Origin of the sequence: Persicitalea sp. (assembly GCF_041751555.1) — a bacterium.
Lineage (GTDB): Bacteria > Bacteroidota > Bacteroidia > Cytophagales > Spirosomataceae > Persicitalea.
In genome coordinates, this window is the sequence record NZ_JBGSXF010000113.1 from 1 (window position 1) to 17,358 (window position 17,358).

The window sequence follows — 17,358 nt, forward strand, 5'->3', positions numbered from 1 at the left end:
GCATCAGCATCACCGCCGCCATCGTTTCCAGGCCATCGAACAAATTCCCCAGCCGGATATTCTCGTTTTCGGCGTGTTGATTATTATCGTGATTGGCAATGGGGACGGTCATTGTTTTGGCATTCAGAAATTTCTCAAATAGATACAGCGGCAAACTACCGCCCGAGGTAGGTTGTAGCACTAACGGATCGGGGGTGGTGGTCTGCACGGCGGCGATGACTTTCCGGGCGATGGGCAAATCCATAGACGTACGCTGGGCGTTGTAGCCATCATTGCCGGGGATAACCTTGCAGATTTTCGGGTACTTTGCCCGTTCGGCGTCGGTGGGGTCGTGGTCAATGACGTAGTAGCCCTGGGCCACGATGTGATCGATTACCTTTTGCTGCTGTCGCTGCGCGTCGTTGCCCAGCACCAGCCGTAGGTCCAGCACGGCAGTAGCGTAGGTCGGGATTTGGTTGGAGGCCATTTTACCCACATTACCACTTTGCATCCCGTTGATGTTCAGCGATGGTAGGCCGATTACCTCATTCAATGCTGTTTCCGGCATTTCGGTCGCGCTTATTCCTAGCTCGCCCTTCATTTGCGCTTCCACCGAGGGTACTTCCCGCATTGCCTTCTTCTCGGAAGCACTGAGCGGCGTCACGTCATCGTAGAAACCTTTGATGGTTACCCGGCCGTCGTCGCCTTTCATGGAACTAAGCAATTTGGCCAGCATCAGGGCGGGGTTGGGCGCCCAGTTGCCGTAGTGACCGCTGTGCAGGGGACGCTTGGGACCGTACACGGTTAGGTCGAGGTGGGCATCGCCCCGCACGCCGAAGACGATCTGCTTCTTGCCAGACTGATGCACGGGACCATCGCAGATGATCCACAGATCGGAGGCCAAAAGTGATTTGTGCCTTTCCAGTATCTCGTCCAGGTGTGGCGACCCGGCTTCTTCCTCGCCTTCAAAGAAAAATTTGAGATTTGAAGTAGGTTTGAAGCCACTTTTTACCACAGCCTGGTAGGCATTCAGGATAGTATAGACGCCCGCCTTATCGTCGGAAGCCGAGCGGGCATAGATGCGCCAATCCCGATCGTACTTGCCATCGGAGGGAAAGGGAATGTTCTTACCATTTTTGTCAATGGCTCCCGTGTAAAGCTTTGGTCCGAACGGTTCGAGTCCGGTGGCCCACTGCGCGGGATTGACAGGCTGGCCATCGTAATGGGCGTAAAAAATTAGTGTTTGGGTTGCCCCCGGTACTTTCACTTCGCCAAATACTGCCTGAGGCGCTCCCGCCGTGGCGGGCGACAAAAGCTGCACATTGGCGATGCCGCGTTTTTGCATCATGTCCATAATCGCAGCGGCATTTTTCCTGATATTGATCGTGTCGCGGGCGACGTTGGGCAGGGCAAGGAAGGCACTGAACTCGCGGATGATTTTATCGGCGTTTTGGGCGCCGTATTGCCGAATTTTCAGCGTTTCGGGTGACTGGGCCGCAGCCAAGCGGACTCCCAAGACTGTGAGCAAAGAAAAAAGTATAAATTTTTTCACGGATTTGAATTGTGGTGAAGAATGATTTTCGCTAAAAATAACATGAAAAGTAATCCCGGACATCCGTTTTCGATCTGCTAAAATAAACGACTGGGCTACCCAGATCCTTTTAGCGGATGAGTTGGCACTTCTTTTTAACTGAAACAGGCTAACAAACGCTTTCCAGGATGTTAGCCCAAATAATGACCGCAACGAAAACTTTTCTTTCCGAAGTAGAGGAATTGGTTGCCCGTTTTGATAACTTCAAGACCCAAACCACGGATACCGATTTCCCGCACGAGACTTTTTCTGTAATCCGCAACGAGGGGCTACTAGCTTTGCCCCTCCTGGCGGAATACGATCCCCTACAGGCCGCCGACTATGCATCAGCCCAAGTGGCTTTCCATCGTTTACTGCTGCTTCTCAAAGTCGTAGGAAGAGGTAGTTTGCCCGCAGGTCGCATTTATGAAGGCCATGCCAATGCACTCCACCTGATTCAGTTGTACGGTACTTCTCAGCAAAAACGATATTGGGCTGAATGCGCCACGGAACAACAGCAGCTTTTTGGTATTTGGAACACCGAATCTCAAGACGGCATTAAGGTACATCAGATTTCCGATGACGAGTACGAGATAGAAGGCAGTAAAACTTTCTGCTCGGGTGCGGGTCAAGTAGATCAGATGATCATTACTGGCCATTTGCTGTCCGGCGCCGAAAACCTGGGCTGGCAGATGGTAGTCGTGCCGTTGGAAAAAGTAGCGGAGGAACGCATCGATCCTAGTTTTTGGCAGCCGATGGGAATGACAGCCTCGGCCAGTTATAAAGTTGATTATACAGGCATTCGGTTAAAGAAATCCGATCTGCTGGGTCAGCCCAACGACTACCACCAGCAACCTGCTTTCAGCGGCGGTGCGGTACGCTTTGCGGCGGTGCATTTAGGTGGTGCGGAGGCTTTGTTCGAGCACGTCCGCCGTCAGTTGAAAGCACGCGAGCGCGTGGACCATCCGTACCAACTGCACCGCCTTGGCCAACTCGCCATCGCGGTGGAAGGCGGAAATCAGTGGTTGAATGGAGCCGCCGCCAATACGCTATATGCTTACAACTCCGAACAGCAAGTGATGGAATACGCCAATATGGTCAGGACGGCCATCACCGGGCTTTGTCAGGAAGTTATTCAACTTACGTTATCCTCTGTTGGGGTACAGGGCTGCATGAAACCTAACCCCCTTGAGCGCATCATCCGCGATTTGCAAACCTACCTTTGCCAGCCCAACCCCGACGGTGCTTTGGCAGCAGCAGGTAAGTACGTGGGCGACGCGCCACAGCCTTTATCTCAGCTTTGGCGTAAACGACTCGATGATGCATGATGCCCACGCCATAGAGAATGCAACCAAACTGAGACTTTCGGATCTGCCGGGGCCGGTTCTGATACTTGCCCCTCACGCCGACGACGAGAGTCTGGGCTGTGGTGGCTTGATCGCGGCTCTAGCCGAGGAGAATATCCCTGTTCACGTGTGGCTGGTTAGCGATGGAACTATGTCACACCCTAATTCCGTGGCTTTTCCACCAGAACAACGACGATCAATTCGGGAAGAAGAGTTCAATAGAGCTTGCCAGCGTCTAGGCGTAGCCTTCGAGCGATTACAATTTTTTCGCTTCCCTGACACGCGGGTACCATTGCCAGGCGCACCTTATTTTGCCGATGCGGCAACACAAGTCGCCGAAAAACTGCGTGAGTTGAACCCAAAAGCCATTTTCACTCCCTGGCGGCGCGACCCGCACTGCGATCACCGAGCTACAACGGCACTGATTCGCACGGCAATTTTTCAGACTAACTGGAAAGGGGATCTGTACGAATATCCTATTTGGCTTTACGAGCTTGCCGCACGCAGTGATGTCCCCCGTCCCGACGAAGTGGAGGTTCTCACTTTCGAACTTGACGAAAATCTTTTGTTCAAAAAGAAAAAGGCGATCGAAACTCACGCCTCCCAATTGGGACAAATTATCCATGACGACCCCAAAGCCTTTTCGCTGCAGCCGCAGGTACTGGCGCATTTTCTCACACCAACTGAATACTATTACCGCTCCCATGAACAATGAATCGCTGCAACCCGACTATTTCGAAGAAATCTACGCTAAATCCGACGATCCCTGGGGCTTCGCCAGTCGTGAATACGAGTTGCACAAGTACCTCGACACAATGATGCACTTGCCGCAGACCCGCTACCGAGCTGCTTTCGAACCAGGCTGTTCCATCGGTGTATTATCAGGCATGCTGGCCGCACGAGTCGATCACCTTTTGGCAGTTGATGTAAGCGAGAAGGCGCTAGAAAGAGCCCGCCTGCGTAATTTAAATAAAGAAAATATCGACTTCCAATTCATGCAGTTTCCGCGCGAAAAGCCGAAGGGTACTTTCGATTTGGTATTGCTCTCCGAGGTAGCTTACTACTGGGGCGACAAGGAATTTGACCAGGCTCGTGACGAAGTCATGCACCTCTTGGAACCGGGAGGTGACTTGGTGCTGGTTCATTGGACGCCCTTTGTGGAGGACTACCCACTGACTGGCGACGAGGTACACGATCGGTTCATTCAGTTCTCACAGGGAAGCGCCCAATTCCTTCATCTTGAAGGGAAGCGGGAAACTAGCTACCGTCTCGACGTATTTCGTAAAGCGGAGAAAGCGTGAGTTTAGGCACGTAGCTCCATTTCTTCATCAAGACCAGATAACAGTACTCCGAAATCGGCAAGGCTATCGTTCACAGAAACGGCGGGGAAAGTGTACTGTCGGGCCTCCACAAGTTTGGGATGTTCCCACACGCAGCACCAGTACTGCCCAAAATATAAGGAGACTTCGATTTTGGCCAGAAAGATCAGAGGTTCCAGAATCTGGTAGGCGCGCAAGTAATGGCAAACCACGGCTAGTTTTTCTTCGGTTCTGACTAACCAATAAGCATGAAGTGCCATCTGTAATTGAAAATAATTCCAATGCGACTGGGCCGAAGAAACGAGAATCGACTTTCCACTTTCCTGCTGATACTGCCATTGCCGAAGTTGTGCCGCCATGCCCCACTCGGTGCGTCCCGTGAGTCGAGATGATGTGTGCACGACAAGTCGGTCATTCATTCTGATCAAAGCGTCGCGTTGTAGAAGCTTGTAATAAAACTGTTTGTCTTCGTTGTAGGGTAAAGGCGTCAGTCCGCCTACCGCCTCGTATACATATTGTCGCACGGCGAAGCCAGCTCCCGAAAAATGACTGTGCATAAGGTCGAATCCAGCCTGTTGTTGGGCTTTTAGACGCAATTTTTTCTCTAACGAGAAATAATCATTCAGGTGACCGAACACGCCATCTATCAGTTTATTTTGTACAACCAGACTCGCTCCCGCCGCATCTACCGCCGGGCTAGCGAATGTCTGGCGTAACTCGTAGACGAAATCAGGGGCGATCAGGCTATCGGCGTCTGTCGAGACGATGATTCCATCGGTGTGGCCGTTCTGCTGCAACCGCCCGCTGGCCCAGTCCATCCCTAGCCGCCGTGCCCAGCCAATATGCGCACGTTGCGGTGGCAACTCAACCGATACGATGTGAATGCCTGGATGCCGTCGCGCTGTCAAAGCGCACCGTACAGTGGCATCGGTGGTATTGTTAACCAGAATCAAAACTTCATAGACCGACCACGGCACAGGAGTACCTTTGGCGTTCCTTTGACTTTCAAAGGCCGCGATACAGTCGGCGATGCTTTCCTCTTCGTCTTTTGCAGGAACTACAAAGACTATTCTTGCTGCCGGATCAGGAGACGTCGGCATCGCGCTATGCCAGATAAAAGGGATTTCCTCGGTAGTAGTTTGTGTGGACATCGGCAGTTTCGTTTGCAGCCCGGCAGTCGGTTCGTTCGTAAAACAATCCGCTGCAATTGCCTTGTGCGGATAAAAAAAATGGTGCCGGGAGTGTACTATCAATTTCTTGATTGGAATGACTAACTGGAGTCTGCTGGCATTAAGAATTATAATGCTAGGCAGTGGGTAGTTAGAAAGACGGTTCCAGGGTCTTCTTTATACTATATGTATTCAGTCACCTCTTTCGGCAAATTATGAAATCAACTCTCCTGGCTACCGTATTCCTATTTACTGTAGTTGCTACTTCGGCCCAAGCCTTATACCCCACCCTGGGCAAAATTCAGTACGATGACCCGCGCTTTGAAAAGTTGATTCCAAAAGGAAATGCCCTGGAAGTACTTGCCACGGGCTTCGATTGGTCGGAAGGGCCGGTCTGGGTGAAAGATGGCGGATTCCTTGTATTTTCGGACGTACCCCAAAACACTGTTTTTAAGTGGAGCGAGAAAGAGGGGATTTCCGTCTTTCTCAAGCCCTCCGGCTATACTGGACTAGCCATATACAGCGATGAATCGGGCAGCAACGGCCTGATAGTGGACAAGCAGAATCGCCTTGTCTCCTGCGAACACGGCGACCGCCGCGTGTCGGCCATGCCCCTGGGCGGTGGCGGCAAAATCACTCTCGCCGATCGCTACCAGGGCAAGCGATTCAACAGCCCCAACGACGTGGTGCAGCATTCGGGTAACGGTAGCTACTACTTCACCGATCCGCCCTACGGTATGCCCAAGAAAGCCGACGACCCCACGCGCGAGCTCTCTATCTTCGGCGTGTACCGCATTGCGCCCGACGGAGTGGTCACCTTGGTCATCGAAAACCTGACGCGCCCGAACGGCCTGGCTTTTTCGCCCGATGGGCAAACTCTCTACGTAGCGCAGTCCGACCCGGATAGAGCCGTGGTCATGGCGTATCCCGTCAAAAGTGACGGGAATTTGGGCGATGGGAAACTTTTCTACGACGCTACACCGTTGGTAAAGAAGGGCTTGAAGGGTTTACCCGATGGTTTGAAGTTAGATCAGTCGGGCAATGTTTGGACCACTGGTCCTGGTGGTGTATTAGTCCTTAGTCCTGAAGGCACCTTGCTGGGCCGCATTGAAACTGGACAGGCCACCGCCAACTGCACCTGGGGCGATGACGGCAAAACGCTCTACGTAACCGCCGACGGCTACCTCTGCCGAATTCGAACGAGCGTCAAAGGGGCGGGGTGGTAACTTTGTTGAACTTGCGAGTGGATGCTTCCGGTATTGACTCACAATACCCCTTTGATTCCTAACTTATTCTGACGAACTTCGCGGGAAAATTTTGGGGAGCTGGATTTTTTTTAGGACTAAATGCTTGATAATCGCCGTTTTGTAATCATTACTTTTTTCGGATTCATAGGAATGGCCTATCTGTTCCGGCTTTTCCATTTGCAGGTGCTGGACGATACTTATTCTATCGAATCATCGGCCAATTCCATCAAGCGAGTTGCGGAGATGCCCTTCCGGGGTCAAATTTATGACCGCAACGACAAGTTGATGGTCTATAACACCCCAGTCTACGACTTGTTGGTTACGCCTTACAAAGCAAAAGTGCGCGACACGTTGCAATTCTGCCGCCTGCTCAACATAGAGCGAACTACCTTCGACAGCCTGATGACGGCCGCGGCGACTTACTCGCGGAACAAGCCTTCGATGTTCATCCGGCAATTGTCGCGGGAGGACTTTGCCCGCATTCAGGACATCATGGTAGACTACCCCGGTTTCGAGTTTGCCAAAAGCTCCATGCGCACCTACACTGCCCCAACTATGGCCAACTCGCTGGGCTACGTTAGCGAGATTACCGGGGGGCAATTGAAAAAGCAGGTGGACTTTTATTACCAACAGGGTGATTACTACGGACAAAGCGGGTTGGAAAGTTTCTACGAAAAACAACTCCGGGGCCGCCGGGGTGTCAAGTTCGTGATGCAAAACGTGAACGGCGTGGTCAAAGGGTCCTGGAAAGACGGCGAACTGGATACAATGGCGGTAGCCGGGCAGAACCTCTACACTGGCATCGACTTCGATCTGCAGCAGTACGCCGACAGCCTGATGGTCAACAAGGTAGGCAGCGTCGTGGCCATTGAACCCAGCACCGGGCAGATTCTGGCGATCGTTTCGGCCCCTAACTACGACCCTAATAAACTCGCCACCCGCCACTTCTCCGAAAACTTTCAAGAACTGGCCGATAATCCTTACAAACCCCTTTTCAACCGTCCGGTCATGGCCAGCTATCGTCCGGGTTCGACCTTCAAAGTGATCCAGGCTTTGACCGCTTTGCAGCAGGGGGCCATCCAGCCTGGCACGGGGTTCACGCACGCGGGCGTGCCAATGAAATGCCACGGTAATGGTCACGGTAATAACGTTCCACAAGCCATTGCGCACTCTTGTAATCCTTATTTTTACCGGGTGTTTCAGAGTATTCTTTACAACAACGATCATACTAATACCTACGAAGCATCCCGGGTAGGGCTCGAAAAGTGGCACCAGCAGGTGAGTAAGTTCGGCATCGGCCAGCGGCTGGGAGTAGATTTGCCCAGCGAATACAAGGGTAGTTTGCCCGACGTGGAGTATTACGACAAAGTCTATGGCGTGAAGCGCTGGAAATTCTCCAATGTGTATTCACTTAGTATTGGCGAGGGTGAGTTATTAATTACTCCGCTAAAAATGGCAAATGTAGCGGCCATTATTGCCAACCGAGGGTACTATTATACCCCCCATATTGTGAGCGGTGTAGGCAAGAAAAACAATCCGTTGCCAGAATATAAAGTGCGGCACGAAGTTGGGATCGACCGCAAACATTTTGAAACTATTATTCCCGGAATGATCGGTGCTGTAGAACCGGGGGGGACAGTTATGGGGCTAGCGCGAATTGCTGACGTCCAGATTGCGGGCAAGACGGGTACTTCCCAGAACAAGAAAGGCCCGGCCCACGGTATTTTTATCGCCTTTGCCCCCGCCGATAATCCTAAGATCGCCATTGCTGCCTTCGTAGAAAACGGCGTTTGGGGTGGCGTGTCGGCGGCTCCCGTAGCAAACCTTGTTATTGAGCGCTATTTGAAAGGAAAAACGGAAAATAAGGCTATCGAGAATTACATTCTCAACAGAAACTATATGCCCCACATCGAGCTCCCCGCTCCAAAAAAGTCCGTAAACAAAGACACCACGAAAAAGAAGGAGCCAGTTGCCCCAATTGCCGAAAAGAAGACCAAACCCACCCTTGCGCTGAAAGCAACTACCTCGGCAGGAGAGTAGTTTTTTAGTTGACAGTTGACAGTTGACAGTTTAGGTATTCAAAAAGCTGGGCAATCCCCTTACTCTTCTATCTTCTCCCGCCCTATTCACTAATTCAAAATTCACCCATTCCCAATTAAGAAGTGGCTCCCAAGAAAAATACCACTTTAACGCAGAACCTCGACTGGGTCGCTGTGCTTATCTATATTCTGTGCGTGTTGATCGGCTGGTTCAACATATACGCCGCCGTGTATAGCCCCGAGGTACCAACGGATATATTTGACCTCTCGCACCGCGCGGGCGTCCAGATGATGTGGATTGGCACGACGGTACTGCTGATTATCTGCATTTTAGTCATAGATTACAAGTTTTACGACACCTTCGCTTACGTCATTTACGGCGCTTTTGTTTTGCTGCTGGTCGCGGTACTTTTTGCGGGCAGCGAAATCAACGGCTCACGTTCCTGGATCAAAATCGGGTCGTTTTCGATCCAGCCCGCTGAATTCGCCAAACTGGCCACTAGCCTGGCCTTGGCCAAATACCTGAGTGATCCGGCGGTGAGTCTGACGCGCTCCTGGAAGGATTACGTCCCCATTGCGGGCATTATTGGCATTCCCGCGCTACTCATTCTGCTCTCCAACGAAACGGGATCCATGCTGGTTTTTGCTTCCTTCGCGATTATGCTCTACCGCGAAGGAATGCCAGGTATTATTCCCGCCGTGGGCATCGTCATGGCAATTCTGATCGTGCTGACCCTACTGGTTTTGAAGTGGTTCATCGCGTTGGGCATCCTTGTCGTAGCGGGCCTGGTCATCTGGCTGATGCCCAAAGCTACGCGCAAAGGCGGCGGCACGATGGCTACCGTGGTGGTAGCCGGATTGATGATTGCGGTGGTGTTCGGGATGGACTTTTTTATCAATAACGTCCTGCAAAAGCACCAGCGCAGCCGCATTATGGTATTAGTTGATCCCTACTCCGATCCACGCGGCGCGGGCTGGAACGTCATTCAGTCCAAAATCGCCATCGGCTCGGGGCGGCTATCGGGCAAAGGGTTCCTGGAAGGTACCCAAACCAAGTTCGACTTCGTACCGGAGCAAAGTACCGATTTCATCTTCTGCACCGTGGGTGAGGAACACGGCTTCATCGGCAGCGCACTGGTCGTTCTGCTGTTCGTGGGCCTCATCATGCGGCTGGCGGTGCTGGCCGAGCGACAACGAACCCGCTTTGCGAGGGTCTATGGCTATTGCGTGGCGGGGATCATCTTTTTCCACTTTATGATCAATATTGGTATGACTATCGGCCTGATGCCAGTTATTGGGATTCCGCTGCCGTTTTTCAGTTACGGCGGCTCGTCGCTGTGGTCCTTTTCTATCCTGCTCTTTATTTTCTTAAAAATGGATTCCCAGCGCCCCTACACCCTGTCTCGCACGTAGTTATGGCGCTGATTAGCAAGAAAAAAATCCCGTACCGAATCAACACCGATTTGCGTGAGTACCTCGTCAAGTACCAGCGGGAGGTACCTTTGGAAATCCATTACACCGATCTGCTACGGTATTCCAACGCCATTTCACTTTACGACCTTAAAGGCAACGACACGCTGTGGCTTTCGGTTTTCTACGATCCCGGCGACACGGCAGATATTTTTCAGGCGCTCAAAACCATATATGCCCACCTGAAAGTCGATGGCGATTTGTCGATCCTGAAACACCTGATGGTGGATCGCGTGGACTTGTGTACTTATGGCAACACGCGGCCTTTCCGCATCAGGATCGTGAATCAGATCAACGATAACTTCGATTATTTTTACATCAAGAATGCCGACGCCTCGCGGGTGTATGGTCTGGAATTGGAAGATATTTTCTCGCCCAACCAAGTCAGCTACATGACCAGCGGGCAGTCGCTGGTGGAAGAACACATTGCCGGGATTCCGGGCGATGCCTTTCTTAAAACACACATTGGCGACCCCAACCTGAACCCGATCCGGCTCTGCAAGGAGTTTGTGAAGTTCAACGAGCGCTGTTTCGTGCGGCTGCTGGGCGATATGCATTCCAGCAATTTCGTGGTGGATATCACGCCCGACTTCGAGGAAATCTACTACCGCTTCCGCGCCATCGACTTCGACCAGCAATCATACGAAGGCAAGAAGACGGTCTATATGCCGCAGTATTTTAAGCAGAACAATACGATTATCGAACTGGGTATGAAGTACATGACGTCCGAAAGCGTACGGCAATACCAAATGGAGGAACGCTCCCAAATTGCCACCCGAATGCGCATCGAAAAGTCAAGAGCCACCGACATTATGGACGTCATGGCCGACGACGTAATTTCTTCCTCGGAGTATGTCGCCCTCCTCCGTCGCGACCTCGCCCGCCATTATCGCCATCAGGCGTTCATGGAATGCCAAACGATGGGGCAAATTGTGCGGGCGAGCTTGATGCTGCTTTCTGCGCATTAGCTCTTTCGTAAGGGGCAAAGTTTTTAAAGTCAGAAGAGTAGATAGCAATCTACATCAATTTCCTGCTCAACAAATCTACCAATCCATAACAAATGAAAATCATGCTTCAACTTGGTGCCGTCATCGGTGCTCTCGCCGTCGGAATCGGTGCCTTTGGCGCTCACGCCCTCAAAGCCTCACTCGAGGCCTCAGGCCGGGCCGACACATTTGAAACGGCAGTAAAGTACCAATTCTATCACGCCATCGCCATTGTGTTAGTAGGGGTTTTATTGTCAAGAGCCGACGCCGGAGCCGTCAAATGGCTCAACTGGGCGGGTTACGCCTTTGCGGTTGGCGTGCTGATTTTCTCCGGCTCGCTTTACGCGATCTGCTTCACGGGCATTACCAAGTTTGGAGCCGTGGCTCCCATCGGCGGCCTGCTGCTGATTGCGGGCTGGATATTATTGTTTTTGGCGGCGGGGAAGATGGGGTGAAGAGAGGGGCAAAGTTCCAAAGGCACAGAGGTTCAAAGTATGCTTGCGCCATTTCACTTTGTGCCTTTGGAACTTTGTGCCTCAAAAAGAGCTACAAAGCCGCCCGAATTTCGGACACGAAAAGCGGAAGCTGTACACGCGGATCACTTTTCAGAGTCTCCAGGGGGAGGTAGCCTCGGTAGTTTGCAGCTTTGATGACATCGATAATTTTTTTGGCGTCAGTCTTTTCCTCCACTCCCTGACGATAGACATTTTCCTTTATTTGCCAGGTGTAGGCGTAAGGGGCTAGTTTAGCTACTTCTTCGTAAGGATCGCCCGCACGGAGGCTACCAATGTCGAGGTTGATGCCCAGCCAATCGGAGGGGATTTGCTCGCGGATGTAGAGTACTTGCTCCACGGTTTTCAAGAGTTCGTTGTGGTTTTGTACCACGATCATCACGCCTGCTTTCTTGCCAAACTCCACGCACTGTGCGATACTTTCCACAGCCTGATCCATCGTTTGTTTCTCGGTTTGTCCCACCGGGACACCTTTACCCGCAAAAATCCGCAAAACGGGAGCATCCATTTTGGCCGCAACCTCTACCCACTTTCGTACTAGTTCTACGTCGGCGGCACGTTGGGCAGAATCCGTGGTCGAGAAATCCGTGCGGACGCCCGTGCCGCTGATATCGAGGCCCAGGAGGAAGGCTTTCTTTTTTAATTTGAAAATATACCCGTCGGACGGCACCTCAGGGTAGTTTGGGAAGTAGTAGCCCGTTGGATCCACGGCCGCAAAACCCAGGTCGGAACAGAACTCAAACACTTCCTCCAACGACATTTCGCCTTTGCGGAGCAGGTCGTTGAAGGAAAAGATGTTACAACTGAGCTTGAGATAGCCAGAGCCTGAATCAGCTTGGATATCGGTCCTCGACTCGCTTTTCGTAGCCAGGGCTATTCCTCCCAGAGGAACAGTTTTGAGAAATTTTCGTCGGTTGAATTCCATTGAATACTGGCTATAATTGACACGAAGACATTTGTTATCTCAAAGTAGTTATCGAATCCTGCAAAGCTAACAAAAAGAGCCAGTCATCAAGCTTATTGATTCTGACCCGCTCGGGTAGCCGCGTCGAAGGTACTTGTGGAAGTAAACATGCGACGACGCCTTTTCGCGAACGATTTTTTTTCCACAAATCAGAGACTGATCTCGAGCAGAATGGTTATGAACAGTGTATAGGTTTTCAGCCTATTGCAATTCAATTTACTAAATTCAGCTTAAAACTGTTTGTCAAATCACTGAAAGACAAGTCCTTGGTCTCCTCCCCAAAATCAAATTATTAAACCATCCGCCAAAGAATTAACTTTGCGGTTTAGCGCCCACGGTTGACTGACAATCTGGCATTCAGCCGCTTCCGGGCGTATTATTTTTCAAAAATCCTCTACTAGAAAAGATTCGCCGCCCGCTTGCGTTCAAGATTTGTCCCATGCATTAGTAACATTACTAATTGGGAAGCGGCTCCATTACTACATTCAAGAAATCACCATGCTAAAAATATTCAGTAAACTCTTCGGTACCAAGGCTGCCCGCGACTTAAAAGACCTGACACCCTACGTGGGCAAGATCAACGCGGAGTTCGATCAGCTGACCACCATCTCCAACGACGAACTACGGCAGCGGGCCATCGACCTGCGGGAGTACATCGCCGAGCAACTCAAACCAATCGACGATCAGGTCGAAACGCTCAAGCAGCAAGCCGAGGACGAACCCGACGTGGACAACAAGGAAACCATCTTCAAGCAAATCGACGAATTGGGCGAGGAGCGAAACAAGGAGTTGGAGAAAGTTTTGGAGGAAATCCTGCCCAAAGGTTTCGCCATCGTGAAGGAAACGGCCCTCCGCTTCAAGGAAAACGAACAACTGGAAGTGACAGCTTCTTTCTTTGACCGCGAGGTGGCGGCAAAGAAATCGCACGTGACGATCGAGGGCGAAAAGGCCGTTTGGAAAAGTACCTGGGATGTGATCGGTCAGCCCACCCGCTGGGGGATGGTACATTATGACGTGCAGCTCGTGGGCGGCGTGGTGCTGCACCAGGGCAAAATCGCCGAGATGGCAACGGGTGAAGGTAAAACCCTGGTGGCTACGCTGCCCGCTTTCCTCAACGCCCTGGCTGGCTTAGGCGTCCACATTGTGACTGTAAACGACTACCTGGCCAAGCGCGATGCCGAATGGAACGCGCCTTTGTTCGAGTTTCACGGCATGAGTGTGGACTGCATCGACCGTCATGAACCCAACACGCTGGCCCGCCGCAATGCTTACAAAGCCGACCTGACGTATGGCACCAATAACGAGTTCGGTTTTGACTACCTGCGTGACAATATGTCGCGCTCGCCGGAGGAACTCGTGCAGCGCAAGCACCACTTCGCGATGGTGGACGAAGTGGACTCTGTCCTGATCGACGACGCCCGGACGCCACTCATTATAAGTGGCCCCGTGCCGCGAGGCGACGAGCAGGAATACATGGAACTGAAACCCCGCGTGGGCCGCATTGTGGACGCCCAGCGGAAGCTGACAATGGAACTGCTCAACGAAGCGCGAAAGAATATTGCCGCTGGAAACAAGGAAGATGGCGGGTTGATGCTATTCCGCGCTTTCCGGGGGACGCCTAAGTACAAGCCTCTGATCAAATTTCTCAGTGAGGGCGGCATGAAAGCCCTTTTGCAAGAAACCGAAGGTATCTATTTGGCCGAGAACCAAAAGCGGATGCCCGAAGCCGACGCTCCGCTGTACTTTACCATCGACGAGCGACAGAATAGCATCGAGCTCACTGAAAAAGGCATCGACTTCCTGACGGGCGAGTCGGATGAGACCAATTTCTTCATCATGCCCGACATCGCAGTCGAGTTGAATGAGATTGAAAAAGATGCCGACTTGAATGAGCAGGAGCGGGTCGTGAAGAAGGAATCGCTGATTCGCGATTATACCGTAAAAGCGGCGCGGATTCATACCGTCAACCAGTTGCTCAAAGCGTATAACCTCTTCGAGAAGGATGTCGAGTACGTCATCATGGACGGGAAGGTTAAGATTGTGGACGAGCAGACGGGCCGCATCATGGACGGTCGTCGCTATTCCGATGGCCTGCACCAGGCCATCGAGGCTAAGGAAAACGTGAAGATCGAGGACGCCACGCAGACTTATGCCACTGTGACTTTGCAGAACTACTTCCGCATGTACCACAAGCTGGCGGGCATGACTGGTACGGCCGAAACTGAAGCGGGCGAATTCTGGGAAATTTACAAGCTAGACGTGGTATCGATTCCGACCAACGTTCCCGTCATCCGTAAGGACGAGGAAGATAAAGTATATCGCTCGGTTCGGGAGAAGTACAACGCCGTAGCTGACGAGATTGTGCAAATGGTCGAGGGCGGTCGCCCGGTGCTGGTGGGTACAACTTCCGTCGAGAATTCCGAGATCATCAGCCGAATGTTGACGTTGCGCAAAATTCCGCACCAGGTTCTCAACGCTAAGCAACACCAGCGCGAGGCCGATGTAGTGTCGCAGGCGGGTATTCCCGGCACGGTGACCATCGCGACTAACATGGCCGGACGCGGTACAGACATCAAGCTGACGGCCGAAGCCAAGCAGGCGGGCGGACTGGCTATCGTCGGCACCGAGCGACACGAAAGTCGCCGAGTAGACCGCCAGTTGCGTGGTCGCGCCGGACGACAGGGTGACACGGGGTCTTCGCAGTTTTTCGTATCACTGGAAGACAACCTGATGCGACTTTTCGGTTCTGACCGGATGGCCAAAGTAATGGATCGCATGGGGCTGGAAGAAGGTGAGGTGATCCAACACAGCATGATTACCAAGTCCATTGAGCGCGCCCAGCGCAAGGTGGAGGAAAACAACTTCGGCACCCGAAAGCGACTGCTCGAGTACGACGACGTCATGAACTACCAGCGCGACGCCATCTATCGCCGCCGCCGCAACGCCCTGTTTGGTGAACGTCTGGCCGTGGATATTGCCAACACGCTTTTCGATGTGTGCGAAGATGTAGTAGCCAATACCGGGAATAATTATGCCGAGTTTGAGCTGGCTACCTTGACCGCTTTTGGTATCGAACCTCCTATCGATGAAAGCGAGTACGGCGGCCTCAACGAGATACAGCGGGTACAAAAGCTTTATCAGGGAACTGAAAAGCACTACCGCGAAAAAAACGCGACGATTGCCACGAAAGCCCTGCCCGTCCTGAAGCAAATCCACGCCGAGCGTGGTGCCACAATTACCGAAATTATGATTCCGTTCACCGACGGGATACGACAGGCGGGCGTAGTCGTGAACCTGGAAAAAGCAATCAAAACCGAAGGCCGCGATATTGTCCGTGAGATGGAGAAAGCCATCGTTCTGTCCCTTATCGACCAAGAGTGGAAGGAACACCTGCGCGAAATGGACGACCTGAAGCAATCGGTGCAGAATGCGGTATTCGAGCAGAAAGACCCGCTGTTGATTTATAAGTTTGAGTCCGTAGAATTATTCAAGCGTTTCCTAAGTAAGGTGAATTTCGATATGCTTTCGTTCCTGATGAAGGCCGATATTCCGCAAGAGCAGACCGCGCCCGAGAATGTGCAACGGCCACCAGCCCGCCGCCAGCCTAGCCCGGCTTTGCAAACCAACCGCGGCGACGACGAAGAAGATTACGAGGACAACGGCCCCAGCCAACACGCCCGCCACATGGAAAATACCGTTCGCCAGCAGCCCGTCCGCTCAATGAAAATCGCCGACCGTAACCAGAAGGTGACGGTGCAGTACCGCGATGGACGCGTTCTGAAAAATGTCAAGTACAAGAAAGTAGAGCAGGATGTGGAAAACGGGGTTTGTGTGGTAATGGAATAGATTTCAGCTTGCTTACATTTTGTGTATTGACAATAAAGCCTGACTTTCTCAGTGTGAGAGAGCCGGGCTTTTACTTATTAAATGTGGGGGTTTGAGAGTGAGTTTGTATTTTTACGGCTGCAAAACAACTTCCTTAACCCCATGAAACTCCATAAAGAAGGCTACGCAATCATGGGCGGTACCGCCCTACTCCTATTGCTAATCAACTGGGCTGTTCGCTACTATATCCCTGAATTGGTTTGGCTGCATTGGCTACTTTTGGTAGCCAGCCTCGTTTTTTTCTTTCTGATCGTCCAATTTTTCCGCGTGCCGAGCCGCGTCGTTACTTCTGATGAAGCTCGTATCATTGCGCCTTGCGATGGAAAAGTAGTGGTAATTGAAGAGGTAGTAGAAAACGAATATTTTAAAGGTCCGCGCCGACAGATAAGCATCTTTATGTCGCCGCTGAACGTCCACGTCAACTGGAATCCAATTAGCGGCGTCGTGAAGTACTTTAAGTACCATCCCGGGCTTTACCTCGTGGCCTGGCATCCGAAATCCAGTACCGACAACGAACGAACTACTACCGTGATCGAGAACTCCCAAGGTGTGGAAATCTTGTTTCGCCAGATTGCAGGCGCGGTGGCCCGGCGCATCCGCTGGTACGTGAAAGAGGGCGACGAAGTGCAGCAAAGTACCCAAATGGGCTTCATCAAATTTGGCTCGCGTGTAGATGTGTTCGTGCCGTTGGATGCTGAAATTAAGGTCAACTTGAATGATAAAACAGTCGGTAGCGTGACCGTACTGGCGGAGTTGCCTTCCTAAAATTGTTACTTCGTACTCTTCTCCTTCATTCTTTTCAAGTACACCGTTTGTCGCCCGGCTAACCACGCGCGGTCTATACCTTCCACGCCAAATACCCGATCCCACAT

13 protein-coding genes are annotated in these 17,358 nt (G+C 51.9%); 10 read left to right on the forward strand and 3 right to left on the reverse strand.

Features of this window, described 5'->3' with window-relative positions; genetic code table 11:
• A partial coding sequence (locus tag ACEW8P_RS03845) for a M20/M25/M40 family metallo-hydrolase (RefSeq protein WP_373511789.1) occupies nucleotides 1–1,531 on the reverse strand: 1,531 nt, incomplete at its 3' end.
• 182 nt (nucleotides 1,532–1,713) lie between these two features.
• Between ACEW8P_RS03845 and ACEW8P_RS03850 the strand changes: the two genes are divergently transcribed.
• Genes ACEW8P_RS03850 through ACEW8P_RS03860 form a run of 3 tightly spaced genes read left to right on the forward strand, consistent with a single transcriptional unit; the run spans nucleotide 1,714 to nucleotide 4,196 of the window.
• Nucleotides 1,714–2,877 carry an acyl-CoA dehydrogenase family protein gene (locus ACEW8P_RS03850; RefSeq protein ID WP_373511790.1) on the forward strand — a complete coding sequence of 388 codons (1,164 nt, stop codon included), beginning with the start codon at nucleotides 1,714–1,716 and terminating at the stop codon, nucleotides 2,875–2,877.
• The gene (locus tag ACEW8P_RS03855) at nucleotides 2,867–3,610 is read left to right on the forward strand and encodes a PIG-L deacetylase family protein (RefSeq protein ID WP_373511791.1); all 744 of its coding nucleotides are present in this window, start codon (nucleotides 2,867–2,869) and stop codon (nucleotides 3,608–3,610) included. The genes ACEW8P_RS03850 and ACEW8P_RS03855 overlap by 11 nt, the downstream gene beginning before the upstream one ends.
• Nucleotides 3,600–4,196, forward strand: a complete 597-nt coding sequence (locus ACEW8P_RS03860) for a class I SAM-dependent methyltransferase (protein WP_373511792.1) — start codon at nucleotides 3,600–3,602, stop codon at nucleotides 4,194–4,196. The genes ACEW8P_RS03855 and ACEW8P_RS03860 overlap by 11 nt, the downstream gene beginning before the upstream one ends.
• 2 nt (nucleotides 4,197–4,198) lie before the next feature.
• Here the strand turns inward: ACEW8P_RS03860 and ACEW8P_RS03865 are convergent, their stop codons facing one another.
• Nucleotides 4,199–5,365, reverse strand: a complete 1,167-nt coding sequence (locus ACEW8P_RS03865) for a glycosyltransferase family 2 protein (RefSeq protein WP_373511793.1) — start codon at nucleotides 5,363–5,365, stop codon at nucleotides 4,199–4,201.
• Nucleotides 5,366–5,598: 233 nt separating this feature from the next.
• On the opposite strand from ACEW8P_RS03865, the gene ACEW8P_RS03870 reads away from it, so the two are divergent.
• The 5 genes from ACEW8P_RS03870 to ACEW8P_RS03890 all read left to right on the forward strand — a co-directional run bounded on the left by ACEW8P_RS03870 (nucleotide 5,599) and on the right by ACEW8P_RS03890 (nucleotide 11,580).
• The gene (locus ACEW8P_RS03870; RefSeq protein WP_373511794.1) at nucleotides 5,599–6,609 is read left to right on the forward strand and encodes an SMP-30/gluconolactonase/LRE family protein; all 1,011 of its coding nucleotides are present in this window, start codon (nucleotides 5,599–5,601) and stop codon (nucleotides 6,607–6,609) included.
• Between the two features lie 120 nt (nucleotides 6,610–6,729).
• A complete protein-coding gene (locus ACEW8P_RS03875) occupies nucleotides 6,730–8,670 on the forward strand; it encodes a penicillin-binding transpeptidase domain-containing protein (RefSeq protein WP_373511795.1) in 1,941 nt (646 codons plus the stop codon).
• Between the two features lie 122 nt (nucleotides 8,671–8,792).
• Nucleotides 8,793–10,082 (forward strand): rod shape-determining protein RodA, encoded by a 1,290-nt coding sequence (rodA, locus tag ACEW8P_RS03880; protein ID WP_373511796.1) that lies wholly within the window; start codon nucleotides 8,793–8,795, stop codon nucleotides 10,080–10,082.
• A gap of 2 nt (nucleotides 10,083–10,084) precedes the next feature.
• The gene (locus tag ACEW8P_RS03885) at nucleotides 10,085–11,107 is read left to right on the forward strand and encodes a hypothetical protein (protein ID WP_373511797.1); all 1,023 of its coding nucleotides are present in this window, start codon (nucleotides 10,085–10,087) and stop codon (nucleotides 11,105–11,107) included.
• Nucleotides 11,108–11,199: 92 nt separating this feature from the next.
• A complete protein-coding gene (locus tag ACEW8P_RS03890; protein ID WP_373511798.1) occupies nucleotides 11,200–11,580 on the forward strand; it encodes a DUF423 domain-containing protein in 381 nt (126 codons plus the stop codon).
• A gap of 91 nt (nucleotides 11,581–11,671) precedes the next feature.
• On the opposite strand, the gene ACEW8P_RS03895 is transcribed toward ACEW8P_RS03890, so the two are convergent.
• The gene (locus tag ACEW8P_RS03895; RefSeq protein ID WP_373511799.1) at nucleotides 11,672–12,562 is read right to left on the reverse strand and encodes a sugar phosphate isomerase/epimerase family protein; all 891 of its coding nucleotides are present in this window, start codon (nucleotides 12,560–12,562) and stop codon (nucleotides 11,672–11,674) included.
• A 537-nt stretch (nucleotides 12,563–13,099) separates the two neighbouring features.
• Between ACEW8P_RS03895 and secA the strand changes: the two genes are divergently transcribed.
• Nucleotides 13,100–16,447 (forward strand): preprotein translocase subunit SecA, encoded by a 3,348-nt coding sequence (secA, locus tag ACEW8P_RS03900; protein ID WP_373511800.1) that lies wholly within the window; start codon nucleotides 13,100–13,102, stop codon nucleotides 16,445–16,447.
• A 141-nt stretch (nucleotides 16,448–16,588) separates the two neighbouring features.
• Nucleotides 16,589–17,251 (forward strand): phosphatidylserine decarboxylase family protein, encoded by a 663-nt coding sequence (locus ACEW8P_RS03905; protein ID WP_373511801.1) that lies wholly within the window; start codon nucleotides 16,589–16,591, stop codon nucleotides 17,249–17,251.
• Nucleotides 17,252–17,358 lie beyond the last annotated feature (107 nt).